The following is a 24751-nucleotide window of genomic DNA, read 5'->3' as shown; positions in this document are numbered from 1 at the left end:
GGGTAGAGGGTGGACCTTGTTATCGTTCTTCTATAAGCATCAAAAAAAATTTATCGGCATTGTCATTGCTGTAGTTTGTGTTTCTGGTACTGGAGTGGGTTGGGGACGATTCTCTAGAAAAGGTTCTGCAGAGTCCACCTCACGTCGGACTGTTTTTACTACCGCTTCAGGGAAGCGGTATGTAGAGAAAGATTTCATGGCTATGAAGAAGTTCTTTGCTCACGAAGCGTATCCATTTACAGGGAACCCTAGAGCTTGGAATTTTATCAATGAGGGGCTACTTACTGATTATTTTCTAACGACAAGGGTGGGAGAAAAACTCTTTTTAAAAGTGTACCATCCGGGAGAGAAAATTTTTAGTAAGGAGAAAGCTTACCAGCCGTATCGTCGTTTTGACGCTCCTTTTATTTCCTCTGAAGAAGTTTGGAAATCTTCAGCTCCCCAGCTTTTAGAGATCCTGAAGGTCTTTCAACAAATCGAGAACCCCATATCAAAAGAAGGATTTCTTGCTAGAGCCAAGCTCTTTTTAGAAGAGAGAAGGTTCCCTCATTATGTGCTTCGACAAATGTTGGAGTACCGCAGGCAAATGTTTGCTCTTCCCCCAGATGAAGCCTTATCTCGCGGGAAAGACTTGCGGTTATTTGGCTACCAGACGATTCAAGACTGGTTTGGGGATGCCTACCTTTCTGCTGCTGTTGAGCTCTTGATCCGCTTTATTGACGAGCAGAAAAAAGTACTTCCCAGGCCCTCAAAACAAGAAGCTCGTGACGACTTTTATGATAAGGCGAAGCATGCCTATACTAAGATCAGTAAGAATAAGGAATTTTCCTTAGGATTTGAAGAATTTGTAAACTCGTATTTTCAGTTTTTAGAGATCTCTGAGTCCGAATTTTTCAATATGTATCGAGACATATTGTTGTGCAAAAGAGCTCTTCTCCTATTGCAGGGAGGCGTTTCTTTTGACTTCCAACCTCTAACTACATTTTTCGTTCAAGGAAAAGATTCCATACAAGTAGAGTTCTTTAGACTCCCTAAGGAGTATAGCTTTAAAACAAAACAAGAGTTAAAAGCTTTCGAAGTCTATTTAAAGTTAGTGAGTTTACCTAAATCGGATAGTTTGGATGTTCCTAATGAGATCCTTCCTATAGCGACCATAAAAGCTAAAGAGCCTCGGTTAGTAGGCAGACGGTTTTCTATAGACTATAAGAGAGTCGCTTTGCAAGACTTAGCAGCTACTGTACCTATGGTTGAAGTGCTGCACTGGCAACAAAATTCTGAGCACTTCCAGGAGATTCTCCAGCAGTTTCCTGACGTTGAGACGTGTCAGTCGTATAAAGACTTCCAACATCTTAAGCCTGCGCTGCGAGATAAAATTTCTCTTTTCACACGCAAGGAAATCTTAAGGGCCCGCCCTGAGAGAATTCTGCAATCGCTACAGCAAGTTCCTAAGCAGAGCCAAGAAGTTCTCTTATCTGCAGGGAAGAATAGTGCTCTACCAGGAATATCCGACGGTCAGCAATTAGCCAAAGTGTTGCTTGAAAACGAGGTTTTAGATTTATATAGCCAGGATGCAGAGACCTATTATACTATTATTGTTAATAGTTCTTTTGAAAAAGAAGAAGTGCTTCCTTATCGTGAGGTTTTAAAGAGAGATTTGGCCTCACAGTTACTTACTTCTCATGGTCATCTTGTTGACATGGAGCGTCTAGAATCTGCGTTGCGTACACGGTATCCAGGAGAAGAAGGCGCTAGCCTATGGCAACGACGTCTTTGGAAGGTAGTGGAAAACCACAGATTGGGAAGGCATCTCGAGGGGTCTTTCTCTTGGAGCTTAGATCGCTCATTGAAGACTTTTTCCCGAGGAGACAAGGAGCTGCCCCAAGAGTTTGATAGGATTTTCTCTATGAAGGTAGGAGACTATTCTTCTGTATTCATGAGTCCTAACGAAGGGCCCTGTTATTATCAATGCCTCTCTCATTTACTGTATGATCGTCCTGCTAGCGTGGATAAACTATTTTTAGCTAAAAGTCAGCTAGATGAAGAACTTTTAGGATCCTATATGGAACGCTTTATAGAACAGGGAGTCGTAAGGTGATGTGGTATTCTGATTATCATGTTTGGATTTTGCCCGTCCATGAGAGGGTGGTGCGCCTCGGGTTAACAGAAAAAATGCAGAAAAACTTAGGAGCCATTCTCCATGTGGATTTACCTTCAGTAGGGAGTCTATGTAAAGAAGGTGAGGTTTTAGTCATTCTGGAATCTTCTAAATCTGCTATAGAGGTGTTAAGTCCTGTATCAGGAGAGGTTATCGATATCAACCTTGATTTAGTGGATAATCCTCAGAAGATTAACGAAGCTCCAGAAGGTGAGGGATGGTTGGCTGTAGTCCGACTAGACCAGGACTGGGATCCTTCTAATCTTTCTTTGATGGATGAAGAGTAAATTTTTTATTAGATATACTCATTTTTTTCAGAAGATAAGAGGTATTTTTTTAAGGCTAAAACATTTAAAATTTATGTCTAAGGTTTAAAAAATACATCAGAATTATTCTATGGATCCAGCTAGTCCGGTAGCCCCTCATGTCCTACAAGATCATGTGCAACTATCTTCTGAAGAATTGTCCGCATTATCTTCCGGGGTATCTCGTGTGAAGAAGCTTACTATAGCCATCATGGTCCTTTCATTGATAGCGATTTCTTTGGTAGCCTGTGGCCTATTTTTAACGGGATCGGCACCTCTACAGCTCTCGATCTGGATTGCTGCGAGTTGCATTACCTTATCTATGTTAGTTTGTGCGTGTTGGCGTTATAAGATTTCCAATGCCTTAGAAAAAACTAAGGTAGCGCATGAAAGCTGAGTTGGACATTTTATTGATTGAAAAATCATGACTACATTACCTAAGTACGTTCCCCGTTCTCGACAAAATCCCGATACTCTGACCTTCCTAAAACGGTATTCTAGTGTCCTTCTCCATTCGGAGAATTCTTTATCTTATCGGATTTTTGCGAAAGTGCTTGCTATTCTCCTCACTTCGTTAGCTGTAGCTTTCGCCGTGACTTTGTTTTCTTGTGAAGGTTCTCAACTGAGACTCTGCGCTCTCTATATAGGTATAGCTCTTGCTATTTGTGTTTTACTGACGATCGTTGTTTATTGTATCGCAAGTAAAATCGCCACAGCTTGCAAAAAGCCGCCTTCCATATCTCGAATTGAAATTGTTTAGAAGCATCTCTGTGTACAAAAGTTCACTAGAAACTCGACTCTAGGAAAGTTCCTAGAGAGAGCGACGCTGCGTTCGTGCTTTAGAAATACTTGGCTGGTGTTTGGACGAAGATTCTTTTAGTGGATTGGTCGTGTTTTCAACAACTTCAGTCTCTAGAGGAGCTCTTTGAATCTTTGCTGAAGGTTTAGAAATATCAATACCTGTTAAGCTCATAAAAGCCATAGCAATGAGGCCTGTTGTAATGAAGGAGATCCCCATTCCCTGGAGGTTTTTGGGAATATCAGAGTAGGCGAGTTTTTCTTTGATAGTGGCTAAAATAACAATAGCGAGCCACCACCCACATCCCGCTCCTAAAGAGAAGATCATCATAGGAATAAAAGGATAACTACGTGTGATTCCGAAGAGCACACCCCCTAGGATCGCGCAGTTCACAGCAATCAAGGGAAGGAAGATCCCTAAGGAGAGATATAGATTCCTGGAGACCTTTTCTAAAAGAAGCTCTAAGATTTGCGTGAATGCCGCAATCACCACGATGAAAATAATCAGCTCCAGAAAACCTAGGTTTACAGAAGCTAAAGATGGAGAGATCCAAGTTAGAGCTTTAGGGCCCGTGATGAAAGCATGGACAAACCAGTTGATGCTCCCTGTTACAGTGAGAACAAGGGCTACGGACATCCCCAAGCCATTGGCTGTAGAAACCCTAGTAGAGCAAGCAAGGTAACTACACATCCCCAAGAAATTCGCAAGAAGGATATTCTGAATAAAGGCTGCTTGTAGAAGAATACCAAAGACATTAAGCCAAGTATACGCACCTAACCACATAAACTACCTTTTTCTCTTTTTAGAGTCTCGAATGTTAACAAGCCAAATCATAATACCAAGTAGGAAAAAAGCCGACGGTGCTAGCACCATAAGACTTAAATTTTGGTATCCATCGGGGTGGGTTTCGGAAGCATAAACAAATTGAGGGATGATGCGAAACCCCATAAGAGTTCCAAAACCAAAGAGTTCTCTGATGACTCCAATGACAAGTAAGACCCAGCCGTATCCTAAGCCAGAGGCAAACCCATCTAAGAACGCTGGAATAGGAGTCACATGCCTAGCTAGACTTTCAGACCTTCCCATCACGATGCAATTGGTGATGATAAGACCCACAAAAACAGAAAGTGTTTTGGAAATATCAAAGAAAAAAGCTTTTAAAAACTGGTCGATAACAATCACAAACAAGCTAATGATAATTAGCTGAGTAATCATTCTCACACTGTCAGGAGTGAACTTACGTAATAAGGAAACAAAGAAAGACGAGCATCCTGTAACAATGCTGACAGCAATTCCCATAGTAATTGCCGTTTGTACTGTTGTTGTCACTGCCAGAGCCGAGCAAATCCCCAAAATCGCAATGAGAATTTGGTTGTTGCTCCATAGAGGATCAAAGAAATAGCTTTTATAGGACTTTTTACTTGTCATTCGCCTGTTTTCTTTTCATGGGTTAAATTAGAAAAATTTATAAGGAGCTGACGATAGCAAGCCAGAGATTGTACATAAGCTTCAGTGACACCGTTGCATGTTAAGGTGGCTCCAGAAATCCCATCAATAGCAGAAAGAGCTTTTGGAGAATCTCCCAAAGTAGTACGCACGGAACCTTTAACTACCTCAAGCCCTAGGTCTGTTGTTGCAAAATTTGTAGTTCCAGAAGAATCTTGTAGGAAGATTTTCTTCCCATAGAATTGCTCTTGCCATTCGGGATTTGTAATATTTGCTCCTAAACCTGGAGTTTCTCCTTGTTGGTACCATGCGGTTCCCAATACAGTGTCACCGTCGTTTTTCACTCCTAGATAGCCATGGATGGGGCCCCAAAGGCCGAATCCTGATATAGGGAAGATCAAAGCTTGAACTGTAGAAAGGTCTTTCGCAACGTCGGCTCCTGACATATTTTCTGTGCGAGAGGTATTCTCTAAAATGACATAAAAGGGGAGGGGGGATTGCTGACACGGAGGGCTTTCTTGATATTTCTCAAAAAATTCAATGGGATTCAGATTTTTTTCTTCAAAAGAAAATACCTTGCCTTGGGCATCTGTAAGTAGAGGACGGACAAAGCGCTCGGCATACAGCTCTAATTCAGGATAGGAAACCTCAGAGACTTTTTTTGTAGCAACTTCAAGAAGTTGTGTTTTTTTATCGAAAGTCGCAGGCACCCACTCTTTTTTTTCCTGAATTTGAAATCTTCCTTTAAAATCTAAAATATGAGCAGCTAAAAGCATTTGCTTATTGCGATCGAAAGTAGCAGCTTGTTCCTGTATTGGGGAGAGCACATAGTAGATTGTGGATAACAGCACTCCTGCAAATAAGCTGAGGCCCAGGATAAAGGAAACGATGTACCAGGTTTGGTTTATGCGGACGGTATGTTTTGAAGAGCCTTTAGACATATTCTAGACTCCCCTTTTTCTATACTTTCTAACAGCAAAATAGTCGATAAGAGGGGCAAATACATTGCCCAGAAGGATCGCTAACATCACTCCCTCAGGATACGCAGGATTGATAAGACGAATCACAATAGTCATAAATCCTATAAAGAATCCGTAAATCCATTTCCCTAATTTCATAGTCGGCGATGATACGGGATCCGTAGCCATAAAGACTAAACCAAAAGCAAGTCCTCCGAGGAAAAGCTGCCGATAGGCGGGAATGAAGAATCGAGCAGGTGCCCAAGCTCCGTTTTGTCCCACGATGAGTACGCTGATAAACTTAAAGAGCCAGCCTGTGAGAAAGGCTCCTATCCCAAAGGCTGCCATGGTTCTCCAAGAGGCAATGCCTGTAACAATAAGGAATATTGCACCCAACAGACAGGCGAAAGTGGAGGTCTCCCCCAGAGAACCTATAATGTTTCCCCAAAAGAGATTCCCAGCTGAGAACTTCCCAATCCCATAGATCACATCGGTAATAGCATAGGCAGAATCGAACTGTGTGGGAAGCAGCCCCAATCCTCCCTCAGCAACAGGAGCTGTAACAAACGTTTGAAGTTGTGTAAGAGTGAGATTATCTAAAACCCAACCAGGATGCGTCTCTGTCCAAAGAGAAAATTGTGAGTGAATGACATCTTGAGTAGGGACGTGAGGAATGTGAAGCATATTTGCAGCAATCGCATCGACATGCAGACGCTTTACAGAGGGGGGTGTCGAATTTAGAGTTTGTAGGCAGGTAGACTGTGAAAATCCATCAATGAGTACTTTTCCTGTCGAGGAGTTCATCTTCATGAGGCTATCTTTAATCACTCCGGGGTTGCTTCCTACCCAAACGTCACCACTCATCTTTGCTGGAAACGTAAAAAATAAGAATGCCCTTCCTGATAGAGCAGGATTGAGGATGTTCATCCCTGTGCCTCCGAAGAGCTCTTTACTGACAACAATACCAAAGGCGATCCCTAAGGCTGCCATCCAGTAAGGAATTGTCGGAGGGAGAGTAAGGGGATAGAGGATTCCGGTTACTAGCAGTCCTTCTGCGATTTTATGCCCACGAACTACAGCAAATAGGACCTCACAAGTACCCCCGACAACATAGCTAATCGTAAGTAGAGGAATAAAGATCTTAAGTCCTTCCCAAAGGATAGGAACTATATGGATCTCTTTGTAAACAAAGGATAAATAACTACCAAATCCAGAAATATGTAAGAATTGCTCCATCAGCACAGGATTGCCTGAGCTATAAACGATAGATTGAAGTCCTGAATTCCAGATCGCAACAAAGGTCGCGGGAAACAAAGCGATAACAACAAGCATCATCCAACGCTTAACATCTACAGAATCGCGGATGAAAGGAGGCTTGGAAGGGGTTTCAATAGGTTCGTAACAAAATGTATCTATCGCATCGACAATGGGAGTAAAGCGCTGATACTTGTCTTGTTGACATAGTTTCCAAAGAGAATTTATGAATTTTTTGAGCATTGTGATTGAGAGAAAAGTTGAAGCTTCTACACGTTCAAAAACGTAGCAAACTGCTTAAAATTTTAGGAATAAAAATTTTCATGATTCAAAAATAGATGGTACTTTTTTCGTTGCTGTTTCCAAAGTTATGTTATGGCTGTCAAGCTCCAGGAGCCTACTTTTGTTCCAACTGCTTGGAAAAACTTCTCGTAGAAGATAGAGAAGGGCGTTGTCTACATTGTTTTCGTTATCTTGGTTCTTCCGAAACACGTCTATGTAGCCAGTGTTCACCCTCTTCACAACTTCAAGCTTTCAGCTTGTACCTTCCTTCGCAAACGGCCCTCTCGGTATATGCTCGTGCTTGTGAAGGTAAGCGACCCGCTCTGCAGTTTTTTTCTAAGAGTATCGCCTTTGAGCTAGCTTCACTGGATGAGACTCCGAGTTGTATTGCCTATATAACATCGACAATTTCTAGGAAAATCGTAGTAGAAGTTGCTAAACTAGAAAAGCTTTTACGCATTCCCTTGTGGCCGTGGCTTCCTAAGAAAAGACAAATAGAAAAACTTCCTAAAGGGGAAGGTATCTGCTTTTTGTCGGCCTATCCTTTATCACAAAAATGGATGCAAACTATCGTTGGAGGGAGTGCATCACCTCTAGTATCTATAAGTCTCTTTCTCTCTCAGAATGATCAGTAATTCCTGCAATTGCAAGGTAACCAAGAATACGTACGCCCTCATCAACACACAACGTGTTCGCTTGGATGTCTCCTTTAATGATTGCGCCTCCACGGAGTTCGACTTTTCCAGATACTGTGATATTTCCTTCTACAACCCCTTCAATAATGGCTTCTTGTAGCTGAATATCTGCCTTTACCACTCCTTTAGGACCGATAATAATTTTTCCTTTTGAGACTAAAATGCCTTCAAAAGTTCCGTCAATACGTAGGAGACGTTCAAAAGCAAGTTCTCCTTTAAAGGTGACGCCTTCTCCTAAGGTAGTTTCAGGTTCTTCAAGAGGGAGTAGAGATTCTGTTCTTGGAGTTGAGGACCATTGAGGAAGAGAAGATTCTTCAGTTAAATTGTGATTCAAAGGGCGAGCTTCCGAAGCTTTAGGGTTGTCAAAAAGACTTGGAGGGGTCTCTGGGCGCTCGGATCTTGAATATGGCGAGTAGCTGGAAGGTGAAGAAGTTTCTTCTTCGTAAAGTGTTTGCACATCTTCAAAAGGACCTTTTCCTGTTCTACGGAACATGGGACACCCCCTAAATTAACCAACAATATGATTTTTACAGAGATTTACTTGACGCTTAAGAGTTTCGTCATTTTGTAATTTATGTTCTATAGTTTTACAGGCATAAAGTACTGTCGAATGAGTTTTACCAAAAGCAGCTCCTATTGCAACTAAAGAATCTGTAATAAGAGTTTTTGCTAAATACATAGCAATTTGCCGAGCTAACACAAGATCTTTAGAGCGTGAGTTTCCCTTAAGATCATTCAGCTTTACTTGGAATACTGTAGCAACACTTTTTAAGATCGTTTCTACAGAAATTTTTTGTTTTGTTGGAGAACGGAAGAGCTCTTTTAGAGTTTCTCGGACTGTAGTTTCTGTAAGAGACTTGCCGAAAAGACGACAATAGGCAGTCAGCTTGTTGATAGCTCCTTCCAATTGACGGACATTGCCATAGATGTGATCCGCAATATAAAATGCCATTTCATTAGGAATGAGCAATCCTTTTTGCTCCGCCTTGTGCTGTAAAATCGCAACCCGAGTTTCTAAATCAGGGATGCCGACGTGAGCAACCAGTCCCCATTCCATTCTAGCAATGATACGCTCGGAAAGTTTGAGCTGACTTGGAGGTTTATCACTGGTAATTACAATTTGCTTACTCAGGTTGATCAAAGTCTCAAAGGTATTGCAAAACTCTTCTTCAAAATTTTGGCGATTCTGTAAAAATTGAATATCATCAACAAGAAGTAAATCTAGGGAACGATAAAAATTTTTCATTTTATCAACAGACTTGGATTTGAGATGGTAGACAAGATCGTTGATAAACGCTTCTGTAGTGATGCAATGGATGCGTAGATTTTTATGATGTTCTCTTACGTAGTGACCTACGGCATGAAGTAAATGCGTTTTGCCTAATCCCACACCCCCATGGATGAATAAAGGGTTGTAGGAGCGGCCAGGTTTCCCAGCAATACCTACAGCTGCAGACTTCACAAATTGATTTGAGGGACCTTCAATGAAATTATCAAAGCGATAGGAGAGATTCAGCTTTAATTCAAAATCTTTAGTTTCTTCAAAGACCTCAGAAATTCCTTCGTTTGATTCTTTTTGAGAAGCCACGGGGGCTGAAGGTTTCTTGTGTTCTGCAACTACAAATTCTAAAGCAGGCTCTCCATGAACATCTAAGGGGACAAAAGAACAGAGGTCTCTTTTGTAGTTATCAAGAAGATAATTTTGTACAAAAATGTTGGGGACTTCTAAGCGAATTTTCTCTTGAGTTTCTTCAAGAACTTGAATAGGAGAAATCCAATTTTCAAAAGCCGTTTTCGAGCAACGTGTCTTAACATAATTTAAAAACTGTTCCCAAGTAGTGCACTCGTTACAGGTTAACATGCCGCTCTCTTTATTTATAAAGCTTTCCCAAATACAATCGACCCATCCCATGAGTGATGGCGAGAAAATCTCATTGCATCTTGACTATTCATTGCACTGAGTGCAATGACTCTTCGCGTTCAGATTGGATCCTGCATTCCCTGGGTGAAGTTCCTGTTAGGAATGGATCCTATACACCCTTCCTCCGCAGGTAAACGCGGTACGCTCTGCCGATAAAATAACTCTACCGATTACTAGGTTTTAAGGCAAATTGGATCGTTGGTTTCGTTAGGCAATAAGGAACCACAAATTCAGGAAAAAATAATTATGAAATTTTGTAATAAAAATGGAAAAAGAACTAAAGAAATCCGGAGTTCTTCAATCACGAAATACGTTTTCTATAGGAGAAAAAATTAACGAACTAACGCAGCATTTTTTTTGGTTGCTTTACTATAACTCATCAATAGAGCTTCAGCATCATTAGCAATTGCTGGTATGGGACAGGATGAAAGGTAGGTGGCAATGGCAGTAGCTTCTTCAATTCGTCCCAAACAGAAGAGAGCTTTTGTTTTATTTAAGAGTGTAGGCAGATGATCTCCTTGCATGCGGAGTGCCTGATCTAAAACAGCAAGCGCCTGACTATTTTCACCAATTTGGAGATAAAGACCTCCAAGAGTTTGATGATCATAGATACTTAAAGGATCTAAGATCACTAGAGCTTCAAAAAAAAGAATCGCTTTTGAATAATGCCCTTGGCGTAGAAAAGAATATCCTGAGATTCTGAGTTCTTCTAACTCATCATCTCCCCAGCCTAAGATTGCTTTCCATTCATTATCCAACATACATTATCCTTGAACAAATTGAAAGATACGAGAGATCACATAGTCTATCATCACATTTGTAGACTTGACTCCAAGATCTAGAGCTTTTAAGAGCACTTTCCCTTGTTGTACTCTAGGATCGTCATCGTCTTCTTCAGGATCTTCGTCTTCCTCTTCTTCTTTATCTTTGTAAGACAAAAAGGGAGTAATTTGACTGCGATAGGAAAACTTCCCTCGAGTGAGAACTTTTAAAAATGAGGAGATTTTTTCTATGTCTTCATCTTGTTGGTCTGGAGATCCTAAAGAAGGTGCCAGGTAGGGTGTGGAAAAACGCTGTTTGTAAAAATTATTTGGAGGGGAAAAACATGCCCAGTGCGACTTTTGATTTGTCTGTAAAAGAGACGTCAAAGCCGAAGGCTTGGGGTTCATATCCAAAATTTGCGCATGCTTGGCAACATCACGAATGGAGATGCCTTCCATCTGGATTTCTTTGCGAAAGTCGCTGACTATCCTATTATTGGAAGCATGTTGCTCATATATAGACGTGCTATAATTAAAAATTTCTACCATGGCGAGGCCTTAAAAAACCGTCTCTATCTCTAGATGATAGTGCGGTCTAGGAAAAAGTCAATAGTCTTGATCAGAAGCCTGAACCTTTTCTCCTTATCGAAGGCACTTAAGAAAAAAGCTCACCCCTATCAAAAAATTTAGAGTGGCGAACTAGCGAGAATTTAAGATAAGGGAAGGCTTTCTTCTTTCTATGGAATCCTGTATCTTTGTCCTTATTTGAAGCCAAGAGCTTAGGAAATTCTTATGTCCGAACGTGCGCATATTCCCGTATTAGTTGAAGAATGTTTAGCTTTATTTGCTCAACGTCCTCCACAGACTTTTCGAGATGTCACCTTAGGAGCTGGAGGACATGCGTATGCTTTTCTTGAGGCGTATCCCTCTCTAACTTGTTATGATGGCTCCGATCGAGATCTTCAGGCTTTGGCAATTGCAGAAAAACGTTTGGAGACCTTTCAAGATAGAGTCTCCTTTTCCCACGCCTCTTTTGAAGATCTTGCGAACCAACCCACTCCACGTCTTTATGACGGAGTTCTTGCAGATTTAGGAGTCTCTTCTATGCAGCTGGATACTCTATCCCGAGGGTTTAGCTTTCAAGGGGAAAAAGAAGAGTTGGATATGCGTATGGATCAAACGCAAGAGCTTTCCGCTAGCGATGTCCTGAACTCCCTAAAAGAAGAAGAACTAGGGAGAATTTTTCGTGAATATGGAGAGGAACCACAATGGAAATCTGCAGCTAAAGCTGTTGTCCATTTTCGTAAGCATAAAAAAATTCTTTCGATCCAGGATGTAAAAGAAGCTCTTCTTGGCGTTTTCCCTCACTATCGTTTTCATAGAAAAATACATCCACTCACCTTGATTTTTCAAGCTCTACGTGTTTATGTGAATGGAGAGGATAGACAATTGAAAAGTTTACTAACATCTGCTATATCTTGGCTGGCTCCTCAGGGACGGCTTGTCATTATTTCTTTTTGTAGCTCTGAGGATCGTCCTGTGAAGTGGTTTTTTAAAGAGGCGGAAGCTTCTGGCCTGGGGAAGGTAATCACAAAGAAAGTGATCCAACCTACCTACCAAGAAGTACGAAGAAATCCTAGATCGAGATCAGCAAAACTACGGTGTTTTGAAAAAGCTTCCCAATGAACAAAAGTCGTTTTTTACGTTTATGCTGCTGTCTATGCTTTTGTGGAAGTCTCTTTTATTTCTATATTAATAAGCAGAACTCGCTGACGAAATTACGCCTCGAAATTCCTTGTTTATCTGTACGCTTGCGTCAGCTTGAGCAGCAAAATATTTCTTTACGTTTTTTAATTGATAAAATAGAAAGACCTGATCATTTGATGGAAATAGCAGCTCTTCCCGAATACCAATATTTGGAATATCCCTCAGAAGAAAGTATCAGTCTTTTATCCTATGAGCTACCGTAAACGTTCGACTCTAATTGTTCTAGGAGTGTTTGCTCTTTATGCTCTTCTAGTATTGCGTTATTATAAAATTCAAATTTGTGAAGGAGACCACTGGGCCGCAGAAGCTCTCGGGCAACACGAATTTTGTGTCCGTGATCCTTTTCGAAGGGGCACCTTTTTTGCTAACACGACAGTACGTAAGGGAGACAAAGACCTTCAGCAGCCTTTCGCTGTCGATATTACAAAATTTCACCTTTGTGCAGATCCTTTAGCTATTCCCGAATGTCATCGTGATGAGATCATCCAAGGGATTCTCCAATTTATTGAGGGGCAGACCTACGACGACCTCTCCCTAAAGTTAGATAAGAAATCTCGGTATTGTAAGCTGTATCCTTTATTAGATGTTTCTGTCCATGACCGGCTATCCCTTTGGTGGAAAGGATATGCAACAAAGCATCGCTTACCAACAAACGCCCTATTTTTTATTACGGACTACCAACGCTCGTATCCTTTTGGGAAGCTCCTTGGACAAGTTCTCCATACCTTAAGAGAAATTAAGGATGAGAAAACAGGAAAAGCCTTTCCCACAGGCGGGATGGAGGCGTACTTTAATCATATTCTGGAAGGGGACGTTGGAGAGAGAAAGCTGTTGCGTTCTCCTTTGAACCGTTTAGATACGAATCGTGTTATCAAACTGCCTAAAGATGGCTCTGATATCTACCTTACGATCAATCCTGTGATCCAGACCATTGCAGAGGAAGAACTCGAACGGGGCGTGCTAGAAGCTAAAGCCCAGGGGGGTAGGCTCATTCTAATGAACTCCCAAACAGGAGAGATTCTTGCACTGGCTCAATATCCGTTTTTCGATCCCACAAATTATAAGGAATACTTCAATAACAAAGAGCGCATCGAACATACGAAGGTATCTTTTGTGAGCGATGTTTTTGAACCCGGGTCGATCATGAAACCTTTGACTGTGGCGATTGCTTTACAAGCTAACGAAGAGGCTAGCTTAAAATCGCAGAAAAAGATTTTTGATCCTGAAGAACCTATCGATGTGACCAGGACACTCTTCCCTGGACGAAAAGGATCTCCGCTTAAGGATATTTCTAGAAACTCTCAATTGAATATGTACATGGCTATCCAGAAATCTTCGAATGTCTATGTAGCTCAGCTGGCTGACCGCATCATACAATCTTTAGGAGTGGCCTGGTACCAACAGAAGTTGCTAGCTCTGGGATTTGGAAGAAAAACAGGGATCGAGCTTCCCAGTGAGGCCTCTGGTTTGGTGCCTTCTCCCCATCGTTTCCATATTAATGGTTCCCTGGAATGGTCCTTATCTACTCCATATTCTTTGGCTATGGGATATAATATTTTGGCAACAGGGATACAAATGGTTCAAGCCTACGCTATCCTTGCAAACGGAGGTTATGCCGTCCGGCCCACTTTAGTAAAAAAGATCGTCTCTGCTTCAGGAGAGGAATATCATCTTCCTACTAAAGAGAAGACACGACTCTTTTCAGAAGAAATTACTAGAGAAGTTGTTCGTGCCATGCGTTTTACAACGTTACCCGGAGGTTCGGGATTTCGAGCCTCTCCTAAGCATCACTCTAGTGCTGGGAAAACAGGAACTACAGAAAAGATGATTCATGGAAAATATGATAAACGCCGTCATATTGCTTCTTTTATAGGTTTTACTCCCGTAGAGAGCTCGGAGGGAAATTTCCCACCTTTAGTGATGCTCGTCTCCATAGATGATCCTGAATATGGTTTGCGAGCCGACGGCACGAAAAATTATATGGGGGGGCGTTGTGCGGCACCCATTTTTTCTAGGGTTGCTGACCGCACACTCCTCTATTTAGGGATTCTTCCAGACAAGAAGCTAAGAAATTGCGACGAAGAAGCTGCTGCATTAAAGCGTCTCTATGAAGAATGGAATCGTTCTCCGAAACAAGGGGGAACGAGGTGAGGATCTCTATTTCCATCTTGCTATAGACTTTTACCGTTGAGCAAAGACTCTCTATCAGAGAGCCCGTTCTCCTCTTTATCCTCTATGAGTAGTTTATGTTATGGCTAGGGTAGGTCCTAAACTATAGAAATAACTTTAGCTTTCTTCCCCTAAATAAGAGACCAAAGTCTTGATGAGACGGTCTATTGAAGTTTATGGAAGGGGGAGGTAAGGCTGTGTGTTTGGGGATTTAGATTTGGGATAAAGGAGGCTTCTGTTCGTAGAAACAGGAGAGCGAAATTTTATATTTCAGAGAAGAGTAAGAACTTTATGGACAGTTTTTTGTGATTGCTTGTATACTATCTTGATTGAATTTTTTGTCGACCTACGAGTAAAGAAATCCTTTAAGCATTTTTTAAAAATCAGAGTGAGAGCATGCCCCTAGAGGGCTTTTTATGAAAAAAGTTGTTTTTCAATAGTCCCTGGAGCGTAAATGGATTTAAAAGAGTTACTCCATGGGGTTCAAGCTAAAATCTACGGGAAAGTTCGCCCTCTTGAAGTGCGCAACTTGACACGTGATTCCCGTTGTGTGAGTGTTGGCGACATTTTTATAGCCCATAAGGGACAGCGCTACGACGGAAATGATTTTGCTGTCGATGCTTTAGCTAATGGAGCAATTGCCATTGCTTCTTCACTATACAATCCGTTTCTTTCCGTTGTTCAGATCATCACTCCTAATCTCGAAGAATTAGAGGCTGAGCTTTCTGCAAAGTATTACGAATACCCTTCAAGTAAGCTCCATACCATTGGGGTGACTGGAACCAATGGGAAAACTACAGTTACATGTTTGATTAAAGCTTTATTGGATAGCTATCAAAAACCTTCAGGGCTTTTAGGAACCATAGAGCATATCTTAGGAGAGGGGGTGATTAAAGATGGGTTTACTACACCTACACCCGCTCTTTTACAGAAGTATTTAGCCACTATGGTACGTCAAAATAGAGACGCTGTTGTTATGGAAGTCTCTTCTATAGGACTTGCCTCTGGAAGAGTAGCCTATACCAATTTTGATACAGCAGTTCTGACTAATATTACCTTAGATCATCTCGATTTTCATGGCACATTTGAAACCTATGTTGCGGCGAAAGCCAAGCTTTTCTCTCTCGTGCCCCCTTCGGGAATGGTTGTTATCAACACAGACTCTCCCTACGCTTCTCAGTGTATTGAGAGTGCAAAGGCACCGGTCATCACTTATGGTATAGAGAGTGCTGCTGACTACCGAGCCACCGATATCCAACTTTCTTCCTCGGGAACAAAGTATACCTTGGTGTACGGGGACCAAAAAATTGCGTGCTCTTCCTCATTTATTGGAAAGTACAACGTCTATAACCTACTTGCTGCGATCTCTACAGTACATGCAAGTTTGCGTTGCGATCTTGAAGATTTGCTAGAAAAGATAGGCTTGTGTCAACCTCCTCCAGGTCGTTTGGATCCTGTACTTATGGGTCCCTGCCCTGTATATATTGATTATGCACACACCCCCGATGCTTTAGACAATGTCTTAACAGGATTGCATGAGTTACTTCCTGAGGGGGGAAGACTGATTGTTGTTTTTGGTTGCGGTGGAGATAGAGATCGCAGTAAACGGAAGTTGATGGCCCAGGTGGTAGAGCGTTATGGTTTTGCTGTTGTAACTTCAGATAACCCTAGGAGCGAGCCTCCTGAAGATATTGTGAATGAAATTTGTGATGGGTTTTATTCAAAAAACTATTTCATCGAAATCGACAGAAAACAAGCAATTACATATGCTCTGTCTATTGCCTCAGATAGAGATATAGTGTTAATAGCGGGAAAAGGGCATGAAGCTTACCAAATATTTAAACACCAAACAGTTGCGTTCGATGATAAGCAGACTGTTTGTGAGGTACTCGCTTCCTATGTCTAAGCAACTGTCGTTTTTTGCTTTATGTGTGTTAGGAAGTCACCCGATTTTTGCTCAAACACCGAATCCTCCTCAGCGTGTACGACGCAGTGAGGTTATATTTATAGATCCTGGACACGGGGGAAAAGATCAAGGCACGGCAAGTAAGGAACTTCATTATGAAGAGAAGTCCCTGACCCTGTCTCTTGCTTTGACGGTTCAAAGTTACTTAAAGCGGATGGGTTATAAACCTCAGCTAACCCGATCTTCTGATGTATACGTTGACTTAGGGAAACGCGTTGCTTTGTCGAACCGTGGGCAGGGGGATGTCTTTATCAGCATCCACTGTAATCATTCTTCAAACGCAGCAGCCTTTGGCACCGAAGTATATTTTTATAATGGTAAGGTCGGATCTCCGACTAGGAATCGCATGTCAGAAGTACTGGGAAAAAACATTTTAGCTGCTATGGAAAAAAATGGCATTTTGAAGTCTCGAGGTTTGAAAACTGCGAACTTTGTTGTGATTAGAGATACTTCTATGCCTGCAGTTTTGGTGGAAACCGGGTTTTTATCCAATAGTCGTGAACGTGCGGCCCTGCAAGATGCTCGCTATCGTATGCATGTAGCGAAAGGCATCGCCGAGGGAGTTCATAATTTTCTTTCCGGACCTAGTTTTCAGAAACCAAAACAGAATATCGCTAAAATACGTAAACCACAGATACAAGCAAATTAGTACTTTAGGAGTTAAAGGCAAAAAATCGTCCTCGATGCGATTCGAACGCATGGCCTGCTGCTTAGGAGGCAACCGCTCTATCCTGCTGAGCTACGAGGACGCAAAGACCAGCACTTTACCAAGTTAGATTAAAGAAGTCACGTGTTAGATGCACGCTAGCAATTTAGGGGAAGTTTTTCTCAAGATGTGGGAATGATTTTTCTAGGTTCTAGAAATATAGTTATTCGCATTAATCGATATGGTTTATAGTGATTGCGCATTTTTTAAAAAATGTCTTGAATCCAAAGGATGAATAGATATGATGAGCTTAGACTTCAAAAGTTTATTATTTACGGTTACTCAACGAGCTACTTTAGGGCACTTTAATAGGAGGCATTGTCTAATATGGCTACCATGACAAAGAAGAAACTAATCAGCACGATCTCACAAGATCACAAAATTCATCCTAATCACGTACGTACCGTGATTCAGAATTTTCTAGATAAAATGACCGACGCCTTGGTTAAAGGTGACAGGCTTGAGTTTAGAGATTTTGGTGTGTTGCAAGTAGTAGAAAGAAAACCAAAGGTAGGACGTAATCCTAAGAATGCAGCAGTCCCCATTCATATTCCTGCTAGACGCGCTGTAAAGTTTACTCCAGGGAAAAGAATGAAGCGCTTGATAGAAACTCCGAATAAGCATTCTTAATTCTTGTAGTCTTCTTTGTCTCAGTTGTTAGAGTCAGACCGGTTTTTTACCGGGCTTGACTCTAATTTTTGTTATTATTATCGTTTGGTGCAATGCTTTTCTGATCAAATTGTGCGTGATAATGGGGCTGCAATCCAGGTTACAACATTGTATAGAAGTGTCCCAGAATTCGAACTTTGATTCACAAGTAAAACAGTTTATCTATGCGTGCCAAGATAAGACATTAAGGCAGTCTGTACTCAAGATTTTCCGCTACCATCCTTTACTAAAAATTCATGATATTGCTCGGGCCGTCTATCTTTTGATGGCCTTAGAAGAAGGCGAGGATTTAGGCTTAAGCTTTTTAAATGTACAGCAGTACCCTTCAGGTGCTGTAGAACTGTTTTCTTGTGGGGGATTTCCTTGGAAAGGATTACCTTATCCTGCAGAACATGCGGAATTTGGCCTACTCCTGTTACAGATCGCAGAGTTTTATGAAGAGAGTCAGGCATACGTCTCTAAAATGAGTCATTTTCAACAGGCACTCTTTGATCACCAAGGGAGCGTCTTTCCCTCTCTCTGGAGCCAGGAGAACTCTCGACTCCTAAAAGAAAAGACAACTCTTAGCCAATCGTTTCTCTTCCAATTAGGAATGCAAATTCACCCAGAATACAGTCTTGAGGATCCTGCACTAGGGTTCTGGATGCAAAGAACGCGTTCTTCATCCGCTTTTGTAGCCGCTTCAGGATGTCAAAGTAGCTTGGGAGCGTATTCCTCAGGGGATGTCGGTGTTATCGCTTATGGACCTTGCTCTGGAGACATTAGTGATTGTTATTATTTTGGATGTTGTGGAATCGCTAAAGAGTTCGTGTGCCAAAAATCTCACCAAACTACAGAGATTTCTTTTCTCACCTCTACAGGAAAGCCTCATCCCAGAAATACGGGATTTTCCTACCTTCGAGATTCCTATGTACATCTGCCGATCCGCTGTAAGATCACTATTTCCGACAAGCAATATCGCGTGCACGCTGCGTTGGCTGAGGCCACCTCTGCCATGACGTTTTCTATTTTCTGTAAGGGGAAGAATTGTCAGGTTGTTGACGGCCCTCGCTTGCGCTCCTGTTCCCTAGATTCTTATAAAGGTCCCGGAAACGACATTATGATTCTTGGGGAAAATGACGCAATCAACATTGTTTCTGCAAGTCCCTATATGGAAATTTTTGCTTTGCAAGGCAAAGAAAAATTTTGGAATGCAGACTTTTTGATTAATATTCCTTACAAAGAAGAGGGCGTCATGTTAATTTTTGAAAAAAAAGTGACCTCTGAGAAAGGAAGATTCTTTACGAAGATGAATTAATTTTGGGTCTGTAATTGTGTTTAAGAATTGTTTGTATTAAAATGATTCTTTTTATACGAGGAGAGCACATTCTAATGGAACTTCTTCCACACGAAAAACAAGTAGTTGAATATGAAAAGGCTATAGCCGAATTTAAAGAAAAAAATAAGAAAAATTCTCTCTTATCTTCTTCAGAGATTCAGAAATTGGAAAAGCGTTTAGATAAATTAAAAGAAAAGATCTATTCGGATTTGACTCCTTGGGAGCGTGTACAAATATGTCGCCACCCTTCGCGTCCCCGTACTGTCAACTATATTGAAGGGATGTGTGAGGAGTTTGTCGAGCTTTGTGGAGATCGCACCTTCCGAGATGATCCCGCAGTTGTTGGTGGCTTTGTAAAAATCCAGGGTCAGCGTTTTGTCCTTATTGGCCAAGAAAAGGGATGCGATACAGCGTCACGCCTTCATAGGAACTTCGGTATGTTATGTCCCGAGGGTTTCAGAAAAGCCCTTCGCTTAGGAAAACTCGCTGAAAAGTTTGGCTTGCCTGTGGTCTTTCTTGTCGATACCCCAGGAGCATATCCTGGATTGACTGCTGAAGAGAGAGGACAAGGATGGGCAATTGCCAAAAATCTTTTTGAGCTCTCAAGACTTGCCACTCCCGTGATTATTGTCGTTATCGGTGAGGGATGTTCAGGTGGAGCTTTGGGCATGGCTGTAGGTGATTCTGTAGCTATGTTAGAGCATTCCTATTATTCTGTAATTTCCCCAGAAGGATGCGCCTCCATTCTTTGGAAAGATCCTAAGAAAAATAGCGAAGCAGCTTCCATGTTGAAAATGCATGGAGAAAACTTAAAACAATTTGGCATTATCGATACTGTTATCAAAGAGCCCATTGGGGGAGCTCACCACGATCCTGCATTGGTATATAGCAATGTTCGAGAGTTTATCATCCAAGAGTGGTTACGATTAAAAGATCTAGCTATAGAAGAGCTGTTGGAGAAACGGTACGAAAAATTTCGCTCTATAGGTCTTTATGAAACTACTTCTGAAAGCGGTCCTGAGGCATAAAAATCATCTCGTTATATTAGGCTGTTCTCTACTCGCAATTTTAGGACTTACCTTTTCATCTCAGATGGAGATTTTTTCTTTAGGGATGATTGCTAAAACAGGCCCCGACGCCTTTTTACTTTTTGGACGTAAGGAATCCGGAAAACTTGTAAAGGTTTCAGAACTAAGTCAGAAAGATATTTTAGAGAATTGGCAGGCAATTAGTAAGGATTCAGAGACACTTACAGTCTCTGATGCCACGACATACATCGCCGAACATGGGAAAAGCACAGCCTCTCTGACGAGCAAGCTCTCTAAGTTTGTCCGTAACTACATCGATGTGAGCCGCTTTCGAGGACTGGCAATCTTCTTAATCTGCGTTGCTATTTTTAAAGCAGTCACCTTATTTTTCCAACGTTTCCTTGGGCAAGTCGTTGCTATACGGGTAAGCCGAGACTTACGTCAGGACTACTTTAAGGCCCTACAACAACTCCCCATGACCTTCTTCCATGATCATGATATCGGTAATTTAAGTAATCGTGTCATGACAGATTCTGCAAGCATTGCCTTAGCAGTAAACTCTTTAATGATTAACTACATTCAAGCCCCAATTACCTTCATATTGACATTGGGAGTCTGTCTGTCGATTTCATGGAAGTTTTCAATTCTTGTTTGTGTTGCCTTTCCTATCTTTATCCTTCCCATTGTCGTGATCGCTAGAAAGATCAAAAATTTAGCAAAACGTATTCAAAAGAGTCAGGATTCATTTTCCTCCGTTCTTTATGATTTTCTTGCTGGGGTTATGACAGTAAAAGTCTTTCGTACAGAAAAATTTGCCTTCACAAAATATTGTGAGCATAACAATAAGATTTCTGCTTTAGAGGAGAAAAGTGCTGCTTACGGTTTGCTTCCACGACCCCTCCTGCATACCATAGCTTCTTTATTTTTTGCTTTTGTCGTCGTTATCGGAATTTATAAATTTGCTATTCCTCCCGAAGAACTTATCGTATTTTGTGGTTTGCTCTACCTAATCTACGACCCTATTAAGAAGTTCGGGGATGAAAATACCTCCATCATGAGGGGATGTGCTGCTGCGGAGAGATTTTATGAAGTCTTGAATCACCCCGATCTTCATAGTCAAAAAGAAAGAGAAATCGAGTTCCTTGGACTTTCTAATACAATCACATTCGAGAATGTTTCCTTCGGCTATCAGGAAGATAAGCACATCCTCAAAAATCTAAGCTTTACCTTACATAAAGGCGAAGCTCTAGGCATTGTAGGACCTACAGGATCTGGAAAAACAACACTTGTTAAATTACTTCCTAGGCTCTACGAAGTCTCCCAAGGAAAGATTCTTATCGACTCTCTTCCTATTACGGAATATAACAAAGGGTCCTTAAGGAATCACATCGCCTGTGTATTACAGAATCCTTTCTTATTCTATGATACTGTATGGAATAACCTTACCTGTGGTAAGGATATGGAGGAGGAGGCTGTTTTAGAAGCTCTAAAACGTGCCTACGCTGATGAGTTTATTTTAAAGCTCCCTAAAGGAGTCCATAGCGTGCTCGAAGAATCTGGGAAGAATCTCTCAGGAGGACAGCAGCAACGTTTGGCAATAGCACGTGCTCTGTTGAAAAACGCCTCCATCTTAATTTTAGATGAGGCAACGTCAGCTCTAGATGCCATTAGTGAAAATTACATTAAGAATATCATTGGAGAGCTTAAAGGACAGTGCACACAAATCATTATTGCCCATAAGCTGACCACTCTTGAACATGTAGATCGCGTGCTCTACATAGAAAATGGTCAAAAAATTGCCGAAGGCACAAAAGAAGAACTCTTACAGACGTGTCCTGAATTTTTAAAAATGTGGGAGCTCTCAGGGACTAAAGAATATAACAGGGTCTTTGTTCCTGATCACAAATTAGTCGCAAATCCTACGGACATGGCAATAACAACTTAGGTGGGATCGCTCTCTCCATGAGCTCAGGCAACAACTCTACAAGTGTCTGAGTTAGCTTTTGTGATACCTCCTCCAATCTGCTGAAGGGACAGTCTCCTGGAACAGTATAATCAGAAGTGATCTTGAGAAAAGAACAGGGGATGTGATGTTCTGCTGCTTGTGAGGCTATAGCATAGCCTTCCATATCTAGAAGTTTAAACGTCTTATGAAACCCATAATGGTACAATACTGGAGAGGTAACCAGAGAGCTTTTAGGTAGAGAATCCGGTAGAGCGTCAAAGATATAAGGGGGATCTTCAGAGAGAACAGGAGGTGTATCCGTAGTGAGGTTTGCAATTTTCTCAATAGTGTAACATTGACCTAAAGGAATCTCGGGAGAACATGCCCCCACAAAACCTGGATTGATCCACAGATCGTAATCTGTATATGCTTGGCAATAGCTTTGAAGAGCATTTAAAACGGCTGTACTTCCCCAAACATGGACAATATAGAGATCTAGATGGTAGTCAGTACAACGATAACTATAGAGATGCTCGTTGATCTGTGTAAAATCAAGTTGTTCAATTAGAGGAGAAATTTCTCTATAGTCTGCAACAATGCAAAGGATTTTTTTAGGTGTATTGACAGCATTCATTGGCCTTCCAGAGCATATGTAAAGCTTTTTTCCCAGTTTTAGATAGTTGAAAGGTTTCTTTGTTGATATAGGTTCCTATGAATCTATGAATCACGGTCACGTTTTTATTTTTAGAGTATTCTACTGCTTTTGCTCCCGCAGTTATAGGATCTTTCAGGGAGCAAATTAAAGACTTTCTTAATGCTGCTGTTAGAGCATCCACTGTAGCCATAGGAACATATTTCGCAATGGCTAAACATCCTAAAGGAAGGGGAAAGATGGTCTTACGGCGCCATAGCTCTCCAAAGTCTGCCCGCAATGTCAATTGGAGATCGTAGCTGAAGCGCTCTTCATGAATCAGAGCGCCTCCATCGACTTTCCCTTGCAGTATCGCGGATAGAATTTTGTCATAAGGCATGGGAATGAGTTTTGCCTTGGGATAGTAAAGTTTACAGAGAGCATGAGCGGTTGTCATCTCTCCAGGAGTTGCCAAGGTATCTAGAGAACATTCAGGATCTAAGGAGAGGACGATAGGACCGCTGTTGTATCCTAAGGTATTTCCTACGTCCATAAGATTATAATAATCAGAAACTAGAGGGAAGAGCGCTGCTGACATTTTCATTAGGGAGAGCCGTCGCTGCAGAGCTAGGGTATTCAAAGTTTCAATATCCGCAATTGTTACCTGGTTAAGAAGAGGCCTGAATTGGGGGTCTTTTAAGAAAGAACGAAAAAGGAAAATATCATTCGGGCAAGGAGAAAAGGCAGCAGTCAGTATCATGTCGGTTGATGTAATAGAGCTATAGCGGCTTTGATGTCTTTATTTTCAGGCTTATCCAAAGCTCCTTGGTTTTCCAGCCATTCGAAGTAAGACTTAGGAATATCCACAAGAGGCTGCCCTTTGTATTTGCCAAAAGGCATTTTGAAGACTTTCGGGTGATAGCTCTGTTGCAGCAAGTCGAGGACTTGCTGGGGCGGTAAATCACCGATTAAAGAAGTAAATACCTTGTGCAATATCACTACGTCATCTAGAGCTCGGTGTGCTTGATTTTCAGCAAAACCGTAAACTTGTCTTAGGTATTGTAAATTATGTTTTGGTAGATCGGGGCGATATTTTTGTGCCCATTTTAGAGAGTCTATTGTACGGTTTGTCAGAGGCTCTAAGGAATGTCTGCGACATTCCTTACCGAGTAGGGGGAAATCAAAACCGTCATTATTATGAGCCACTAAGATGCTGTCCTCTCCGCAAAATTTCCTAAATCCCTCGTAGGCTTCAGGAAATTTGGGAGCAGAAAGTACCGCATCCGTAGTGATTCCATGAATTTTGGATGCCTCATCAGGAATGGGAATTTCCGGATTCACATAAGTAAGAAAGGACTCATCTGTGACACTATTGTAGGCAGCAATTTCTATAATGCGATCTCTTTCTATTTGTGTTCCTGTGGTCTCCGTATCATAGAAAATAAGAACATCCATAGTTTGACTACTCATTACGTTTTTCTTGTTGCTCTTGAAGAGCCTGACGTCTTAGTTCATCCAAATTCATATTCCCAGAAGAGATCAACCCAATAGCATGAGAAAAACTATCACAGACTAGCTTTATTGTATCGATATATATCCGTAATAGTGTGTCATGAATTTCTCCGTTTAGGCAGGGCAACACAAGCCGATAAAATATCAATCCCTGTTCTTCATCCATGCCAAAGCCGGGAATATCAATGTCCCTATTTAAGAGATGGAGTAAACGAGCTGTTGATGCCTTATGAGATTCATGCAATTGGTAGGGAAGGTAACAAATCAACTGCAGTATTTCTCCCTCACTGCGGATTACAAAAAATAAAGGGAGTTCATTGCCATTAGCTTGAATGTTAATGTAAGTAAGACCGCTTTCTCTTTCTAAGAAAGGTTCTTCATCCGAACTTTTAAGAAATTTTGTGAGATTATTTTGATTTAATGTCCATGTCGTCATTTAGGAAATACTCCAAGTTGTTCCTAG

The 24751-nt window shown here is 41.4% G+C and carries 26 protein-coding genes and 1 tRNA gene; 14 read left to right on the top strand and 13 right to left on the bottom strand.

Annotated elements, in window-relative coordinates:
• Positions 1-16: 16 nt before the first annotated feature.
• The 4 genes from CPB_RS02215 (at position 17) to CPB_RS02200 (ending at position 3220) form a co-directional block, all read left to right on the top strand.
• A complete protein-coding gene (locus tag CPB_RS02215; RefSeq protein WP_011126138.1) occupies positions 17-2095 on the top strand; it encodes a hypothetical protein in 2079 nt (692 codons plus the stop codon).
• Positions 2095-2442 (top strand): glycine cleavage protein H-like protein, encoded by a 348-nt coding sequence (locus tag CPB_RS02210; RefSeq protein WP_010883076.1) that lies wholly within the window; start codon positions 2095-2097, stop codon positions 2440-2442. Before CPB_RS02215 ends, CPB_RS02210 begins: the two co-directional genes overlap by 1 nt.
• Positions 2443-2551: 109 nt before the next feature.
• A complete protein-coding gene (locus CPB_RS02205; RefSeq protein WP_010883075.1) occupies positions 2552-2857 on the top strand; it encodes a hypothetical protein in 306 nt (101 codons plus the stop codon).
• A gap of 27 nt (positions 2858-2884) precedes the next feature.
• A complete protein-coding gene (locus tag CPB_RS02200) occupies positions 2885-3220 on the top strand; it encodes a hypothetical protein (RefSeq protein ID WP_010883074.1) in 336 nt (111 codons plus the stop codon).
• Positions 3221-3271: 51 nt separating this feature from the next.
• On the opposite strand, the gene nqrE is transcribed toward CPB_RS02200, so the two are convergent.
• Genes nqrE through CPB_RS02180 form a run of 4 tightly spaced genes read right to left on the bottom strand, consistent with a single transcriptional unit; the run spans position 3272 to position 7161 of the window.
• Complete coding sequence (gene nqrE / locus CPB_RS02195; protein WP_010883073.1) at positions 3272-4042, bottom strand: NADH:ubiquinone reductase (Na(+)-transporting) subunit E; 771 nt, start codon at positions 4040-4042, stop codon at positions 3272-3274.
• A 3-nt stretch (positions 4043-4045) separates the two neighbouring features.
• Positions 4046-4687, bottom strand: coding sequence for an NADH:ubiquinone reductase (Na(+)-transporting) subunit D (gene nqrD / locus CPB_RS02190; RefSeq protein ID WP_010883072.1), 642 nt, complete (start codon positions 4685-4687; stop codon positions 4046-4048).
• Entirely contained in the window at positions 4684-5646 is a 963-nt protein-coding gene (locus tag CPB_RS02185; RefSeq protein WP_010883071.1) for a Na(+)-translocating NADH-quinone reductase subunit C, read from the bottom strand. The genes nqrD and CPB_RS02185 overlap by 4 nt, the downstream gene beginning before the upstream one ends.
• Positions 5647-5649: 3 nt before the next feature.
• Complete coding sequence (locus tag CPB_RS02180; RefSeq protein ID WP_010883070.1) at positions 5650-7161, bottom strand: Na(+)-transporting NADH-quinone reductase subunit B; 1512 nt, start codon at positions 7159-7161, stop codon at positions 5650-5652.
• 95 nt (positions 7162-7256) lie between these two features.
• On the opposite strand from CPB_RS02180, the gene CPB_RS02175 reads away from it, so the two are divergent.
• Positions 7257-7835, top strand: coding sequence for a hypothetical protein (locus CPB_RS02175; protein WP_010883069.1), 579 nt, complete (start codon positions 7257-7259; stop codon positions 7833-7835).
• Here the strand turns inward: CPB_RS02175 and CPB_RS02170 are convergent.
• The 4 genes from CPB_RS02170 to CPB_RS02155 form a co-directional block, all read right to left on the bottom strand.
• Complete coding sequence (locus tag CPB_RS02170) at positions 7801-8388, bottom strand: bactofilin family protein (RefSeq protein WP_010883068.1); 588 nt, start codon at positions 8386-8388, stop codon at positions 7801-7803. The genes CPB_RS02175 and CPB_RS02170 overlap by 35 nt on opposite strands.
• Before the next feature lie 15 nt (positions 8389-8403).
• Entirely contained in the window at positions 8404-9756 is a 1353-nt protein-coding gene (dnaA, locus tag CPB_RS02165) for a chromosomal replication initiator protein DnaA (RefSeq protein ID WP_010883067.1), read from the bottom strand.
• A 392-nt stretch (positions 9757-10148) separates the two neighbouring features.
• Positions 10149-10577, bottom strand: a complete 429-nt coding sequence (locus CPB_RS02160; protein WP_010883066.1) for a hypothetical protein — start codon at positions 10575-10577, stop codon at positions 10149-10151.
• 3 nt (positions 10578-10580) lie between these two features.
• Complete coding sequence (locus CPB_RS02155) at positions 10581-11126, bottom strand: DUF5399 family protein (RefSeq protein WP_010883065.1); 546 nt, start codon at positions 11124-11126, stop codon at positions 10581-10583.
• 243 nt (positions 11127-11369) lie between these two features.
• On the opposite strand from CPB_RS02155, the gene rsmH reads away from it, so the two are divergent.
• The 5 genes from rsmH to CPB_RS02130 all read left to right on the top strand — a co-directional run bounded on the left by rsmH (position 11370) and on the right by CPB_RS02130 (position 17128).
• Positions 11370-12263 (top strand): 16S rRNA (cytosine(1402)-N(4))-methyltransferase RsmH, encoded by an 894-nt coding sequence (gene rsmH, locus CPB_RS02150; RefSeq protein ID WP_010883064.1) that lies wholly within the window; start codon positions 11370-11372, stop codon positions 12261-12263.
• On the top strand, positions 12260-12547 hold the full coding sequence (locus CPB_RS02145) for a hypothetical protein (RefSeq protein WP_010883063.1): 288 nt from the start codon (positions 12260-12262) through the stop codon (positions 12545-12547). The genes rsmH and CPB_RS02145 overlap by 4 nt, the downstream gene beginning before the upstream one ends.
• On the top strand, positions 12534-14495 hold the full coding sequence (locus CPB_RS02140) for a peptidoglycan D,D-transpeptidase FtsI family protein (RefSeq protein ID WP_010883062.1): 1962 nt from the start codon (positions 12534-12536) through the stop codon (positions 14493-14495). The genes CPB_RS02145 and CPB_RS02140 overlap by 14 nt, the downstream gene beginning before the upstream one ends.
• 472 nt (positions 14496-14967) lie before the next feature.
• A complete protein-coding gene (locus CPB_RS02135) occupies positions 14968-16419 on the top strand; it encodes a UDP-N-acetylmuramoyl-L-alanyl-D-glutamate--2,6-diaminopimelate ligase (protein ID WP_010883061.1) in 1452 nt (483 codons plus the stop codon).
• On the top strand, positions 16334-17128 hold the full coding sequence (locus CPB_RS02130; RefSeq protein ID WP_010883060.1) for an N-acetylmuramoyl-L-alanine amidase family protein: 795 nt from the start codon (positions 16334-16336) through the stop codon (positions 17126-17128). Before CPB_RS02135 ends, CPB_RS02130 begins: the two co-directional genes overlap by 86 nt.
• Before the next feature lie 26 nt (positions 17129-17154).
• Here the strand turns inward: CPB_RS02130 and CPB_RS02125 are convergent.
• Positions 17155-17228, bottom strand: a tRNA-Arg gene (locus CPB_RS02125).
• Between the two features lie 284 nt (positions 17229-17512).
• Here CPB_RS02125 and CPB_RS02120 point away from each other — a divergent pair.
• From CPB_RS02120 to CPB_RS02105, 4 genes are all read left to right on the top strand, one after another.
• Positions 17513-17815, top strand: coding sequence for an HU family DNA-binding protein (locus CPB_RS02120; RefSeq protein ID WP_010883059.1), 303 nt, complete (start codon positions 17513-17515; stop codon positions 17813-17815).
• 121 nt (positions 17816-17936) lie between these two features.
• Positions 17937-19151: a hypothetical protein gene (locus CPB_RS02115; RefSeq protein ID WP_010892037.1), complete on the top strand. Its 1215-nt coding sequence runs from the start codon at positions 17937-17939 to the stop codon at positions 19149-19151.
• Positions 19152-19225: 74 nt separating this feature from the next.
• On the top strand, positions 19226-20200 hold the full coding sequence (locus CPB_RS02110) for an acetyl-CoA carboxylase carboxyltransferase subunit alpha (RefSeq protein WP_010883057.1): 975 nt from the start codon (positions 19226-19228) through the stop codon (positions 20198-20200).
• A complete protein-coding gene (locus tag CPB_RS02105; protein WP_011126136.1) occupies positions 20166-22145 on the top strand; it encodes an ABC transporter ATP-binding protein in 1980 nt (659 codons plus the stop codon). The genes CPB_RS02110 and CPB_RS02105 overlap by 35 nt, the downstream gene beginning before the upstream one ends.
• On the opposite strand, the gene CPB_RS02100 is transcribed toward CPB_RS02105, so the two are convergent.
• The 4 genes from CPB_RS02100 to CPB_RS02085 are packed head-to-tail and all read right to left on the bottom strand — an operon-like array spanning position 22120 to position 24724.
• Positions 22120-22779 carry a hypothetical protein gene (locus CPB_RS02100; RefSeq protein WP_010883055.1) on the bottom strand — a complete coding sequence of 220 codons (660 nt, stop codon included), beginning with the start codon at positions 22777-22779 and terminating at the stop codon, positions 22120-22122. The genes CPB_RS02105 and CPB_RS02100 overlap by 26 nt on opposite strands.
• Positions 22757-23536, bottom strand: a complete 780-nt coding sequence (locus CPB_RS02095; RefSeq protein ID WP_010883054.1) for a 1,4-dihydroxy-6-naphthoate synthase — start codon at positions 23534-23536, stop codon at positions 22757-22759. The genes CPB_RS02100 and CPB_RS02095 overlap by 23 nt, the downstream gene beginning before the upstream one ends.
• Entirely contained in the window at positions 23533-24231 is a 699-nt protein-coding gene (locus CPB_RS02090) for a putative quorum-sensing-regulated virulence factor (RefSeq protein ID WP_011126135.1), read from the bottom strand. Before CPB_RS02090 ends, CPB_RS02095 begins: the two co-directional genes overlap by 4 nt.
• Before the next feature lie 7 nt (positions 24232-24238).
• Positions 24239-24724, bottom strand: coding sequence for a YbjN domain-containing protein (locus CPB_RS02085; protein ID WP_010883052.1), 486 nt, complete (start codon positions 24722-24724; stop codon positions 24239-24241).
• Between the last annotated feature and the right edge of the window lie 27 nt (positions 24725-24751).

The sequence above is a fragment of the Chlamydia pneumoniae TW-183 genome, assembly GCF_000007205.1.
Taxonomy (GTDB): domain Bacteria; phylum Chlamydiota; class Chlamydiia; order Chlamydiales; family Chlamydiaceae; genus Chlamydia; species Chlamydia pneumoniae.
Note: the sequence above shows the minus strand (reverse complement) of the source record. Positions and strands in the feature narration are given on the sequence as shown.

Coding starts and splice junctions, on each gene's coding strand:
- CPB_RS02210 (WP_010883076.1), top strand. CDS start 2,095: ATGTGGTATTCTGATTATCATGTTTGGATTTTGCCCGTCCATGAGAGG.
- CPB_RS02205 (WP_010883075.1), top strand. CDS start 2,552: ATGGATCCAGCTAGTCCGGTAGCCCCTCATGTCCTACAAGATCATGTG.
- CPB_RS02200 (WP_010883074.1), top strand. CDS start 2,885: ATGACTACATTACCTAAGTACGTTCCCCGTTCTCGACAAAATCCCGAT.
- nqrE (WP_010883073.1), bottom strand. CDS start 4,042: ATGTGGTTAGGTGCGTATACTTGGCTTAATGTCTTTGGTATTCTTCTA.
- nqrD (WP_010883072.1), bottom strand. CDS start 4,687: ATGACAAGTAAAAAGTCCTATAAAAGCTATTTCTTTGATCCTCTATGG.
- CPB_RS02185 (WP_010883071.1), bottom strand. CDS start 5,646: ATGTCTAAAGGCTCTTCAAAACATACCGTCCGCATAAACCAAACCTGG.
- CPB_RS02180 (WP_010883070.1), bottom strand. CDS start 7,161: ATGCTCAAAAAATTCATAAATTCTCTTTGGAAACTATGTCAACAAGAC.
- CPB_RS02175 (WP_010883069.1), top strand. CDS start 7,257: ATGGTACTTTTTTCGTTGCTGTTTCCAAAGTTATGTTATGGCTGTCAA.
- CPB_RS02170 (WP_010883068.1), bottom strand. CDS start 8,388: ATGTTCCGTAGAACAGGAAAAGGTCCTTTTGAAGATGTGCAAACACTT.
- dnaA (WP_010883067.1), bottom strand. CDS start 9,756: ATGTTAACCTGTAACGAGTGCACTACTTGGGAACAGTTTTTAAATTAT.
- CPB_RS02160 (WP_010883066.1), bottom strand. CDS start 10,577: ATGTTGGATAATGAATGGAAAGCAATCTTAGGCTGGGGAGATGATGAG.
- CPB_RS02155 (WP_010883065.1), bottom strand. CDS start 11,126: ATGGTAGAAATTTTTAATTATAGCACGTCTATATATGAGCAACATGCT.
- rsmH (WP_010883064.1), top strand. CDS start 11,370: ATGTCCGAACGTGCGCATATTCCCGTATTAGTTGAAGAATGTTTAGCT.
- CPB_RS02145 (WP_010883063.1), top strand. CDS start 12,260: ATGAACAAAAGTCGTTTTTTACGTTTATGCTGCTGTCTATGCTTTTGT.
- CPB_RS02140 (WP_010883062.1), top strand. CDS start 12,534: ATGAGCTACCGTAAACGTTCGACTCTAATTGTTCTAGGAGTGTTTGCT.
- CPB_RS02135 (WP_010883061.1), top strand. CDS start 14,968: ATGGATTTAAAAGAGTTACTCCATGGGGTTCAAGCTAAAATCTACGGG.
- CPB_RS02130 (WP_010883060.1), top strand. CDS start 16,334: ATGAAGCTTACCAAATATTTAAACACCAAACAGTTGCGTTCGATGATA.
- CPB_RS02120 (WP_010883059.1), top strand. CDS start 17,513: ATGGCTACCATGACAAAGAAGAAACTAATCAGCACGATCTCACAAGAT.
- CPB_RS02115 (WP_010892037.1), top strand. CDS start 17,937: ATGGGGCTGCAATCCAGGTTACAACATTGTATAGAAGTGTCCCAGAAT.
- CPB_RS02110 (WP_010883057.1), top strand. CDS start 19,226: ATGGAACTTCTTCCACACGAAAAACAAGTAGTTGAATATGAAAAGGCT.
- CPB_RS02105 (WP_011126136.1), top strand. CDS start 20,166: ATGAAACTACTTCTGAAAGCGGTCCTGAGGCATAAAAATCATCTCGTT.
- CPB_RS02100 (WP_010883055.1), bottom strand. CDS start 22,779: ATGAATGCTGTCAATACACCTAAAAAAATCCTTTGCATTGTTGCAGAC.
- CPB_RS02095 (WP_010883054.1), bottom strand. CDS start 23,536: ATGATACTGACTGCTGCCTTTTCTCCTTGCCCGAATGATATTTTCCTT.
- CPB_RS02090 (WP_011126135.1), bottom strand. CDS start 24,231: ATGGATGTTCTTATTTTCTATGATACGGAGACCACAGGAACACAAATA.
- CPB_RS02085 (WP_010883052.1), bottom strand. CDS start 24,724: ATGACGACATGGACATTAAATCAAAATAATCTCACAAAATTTCTTAAA.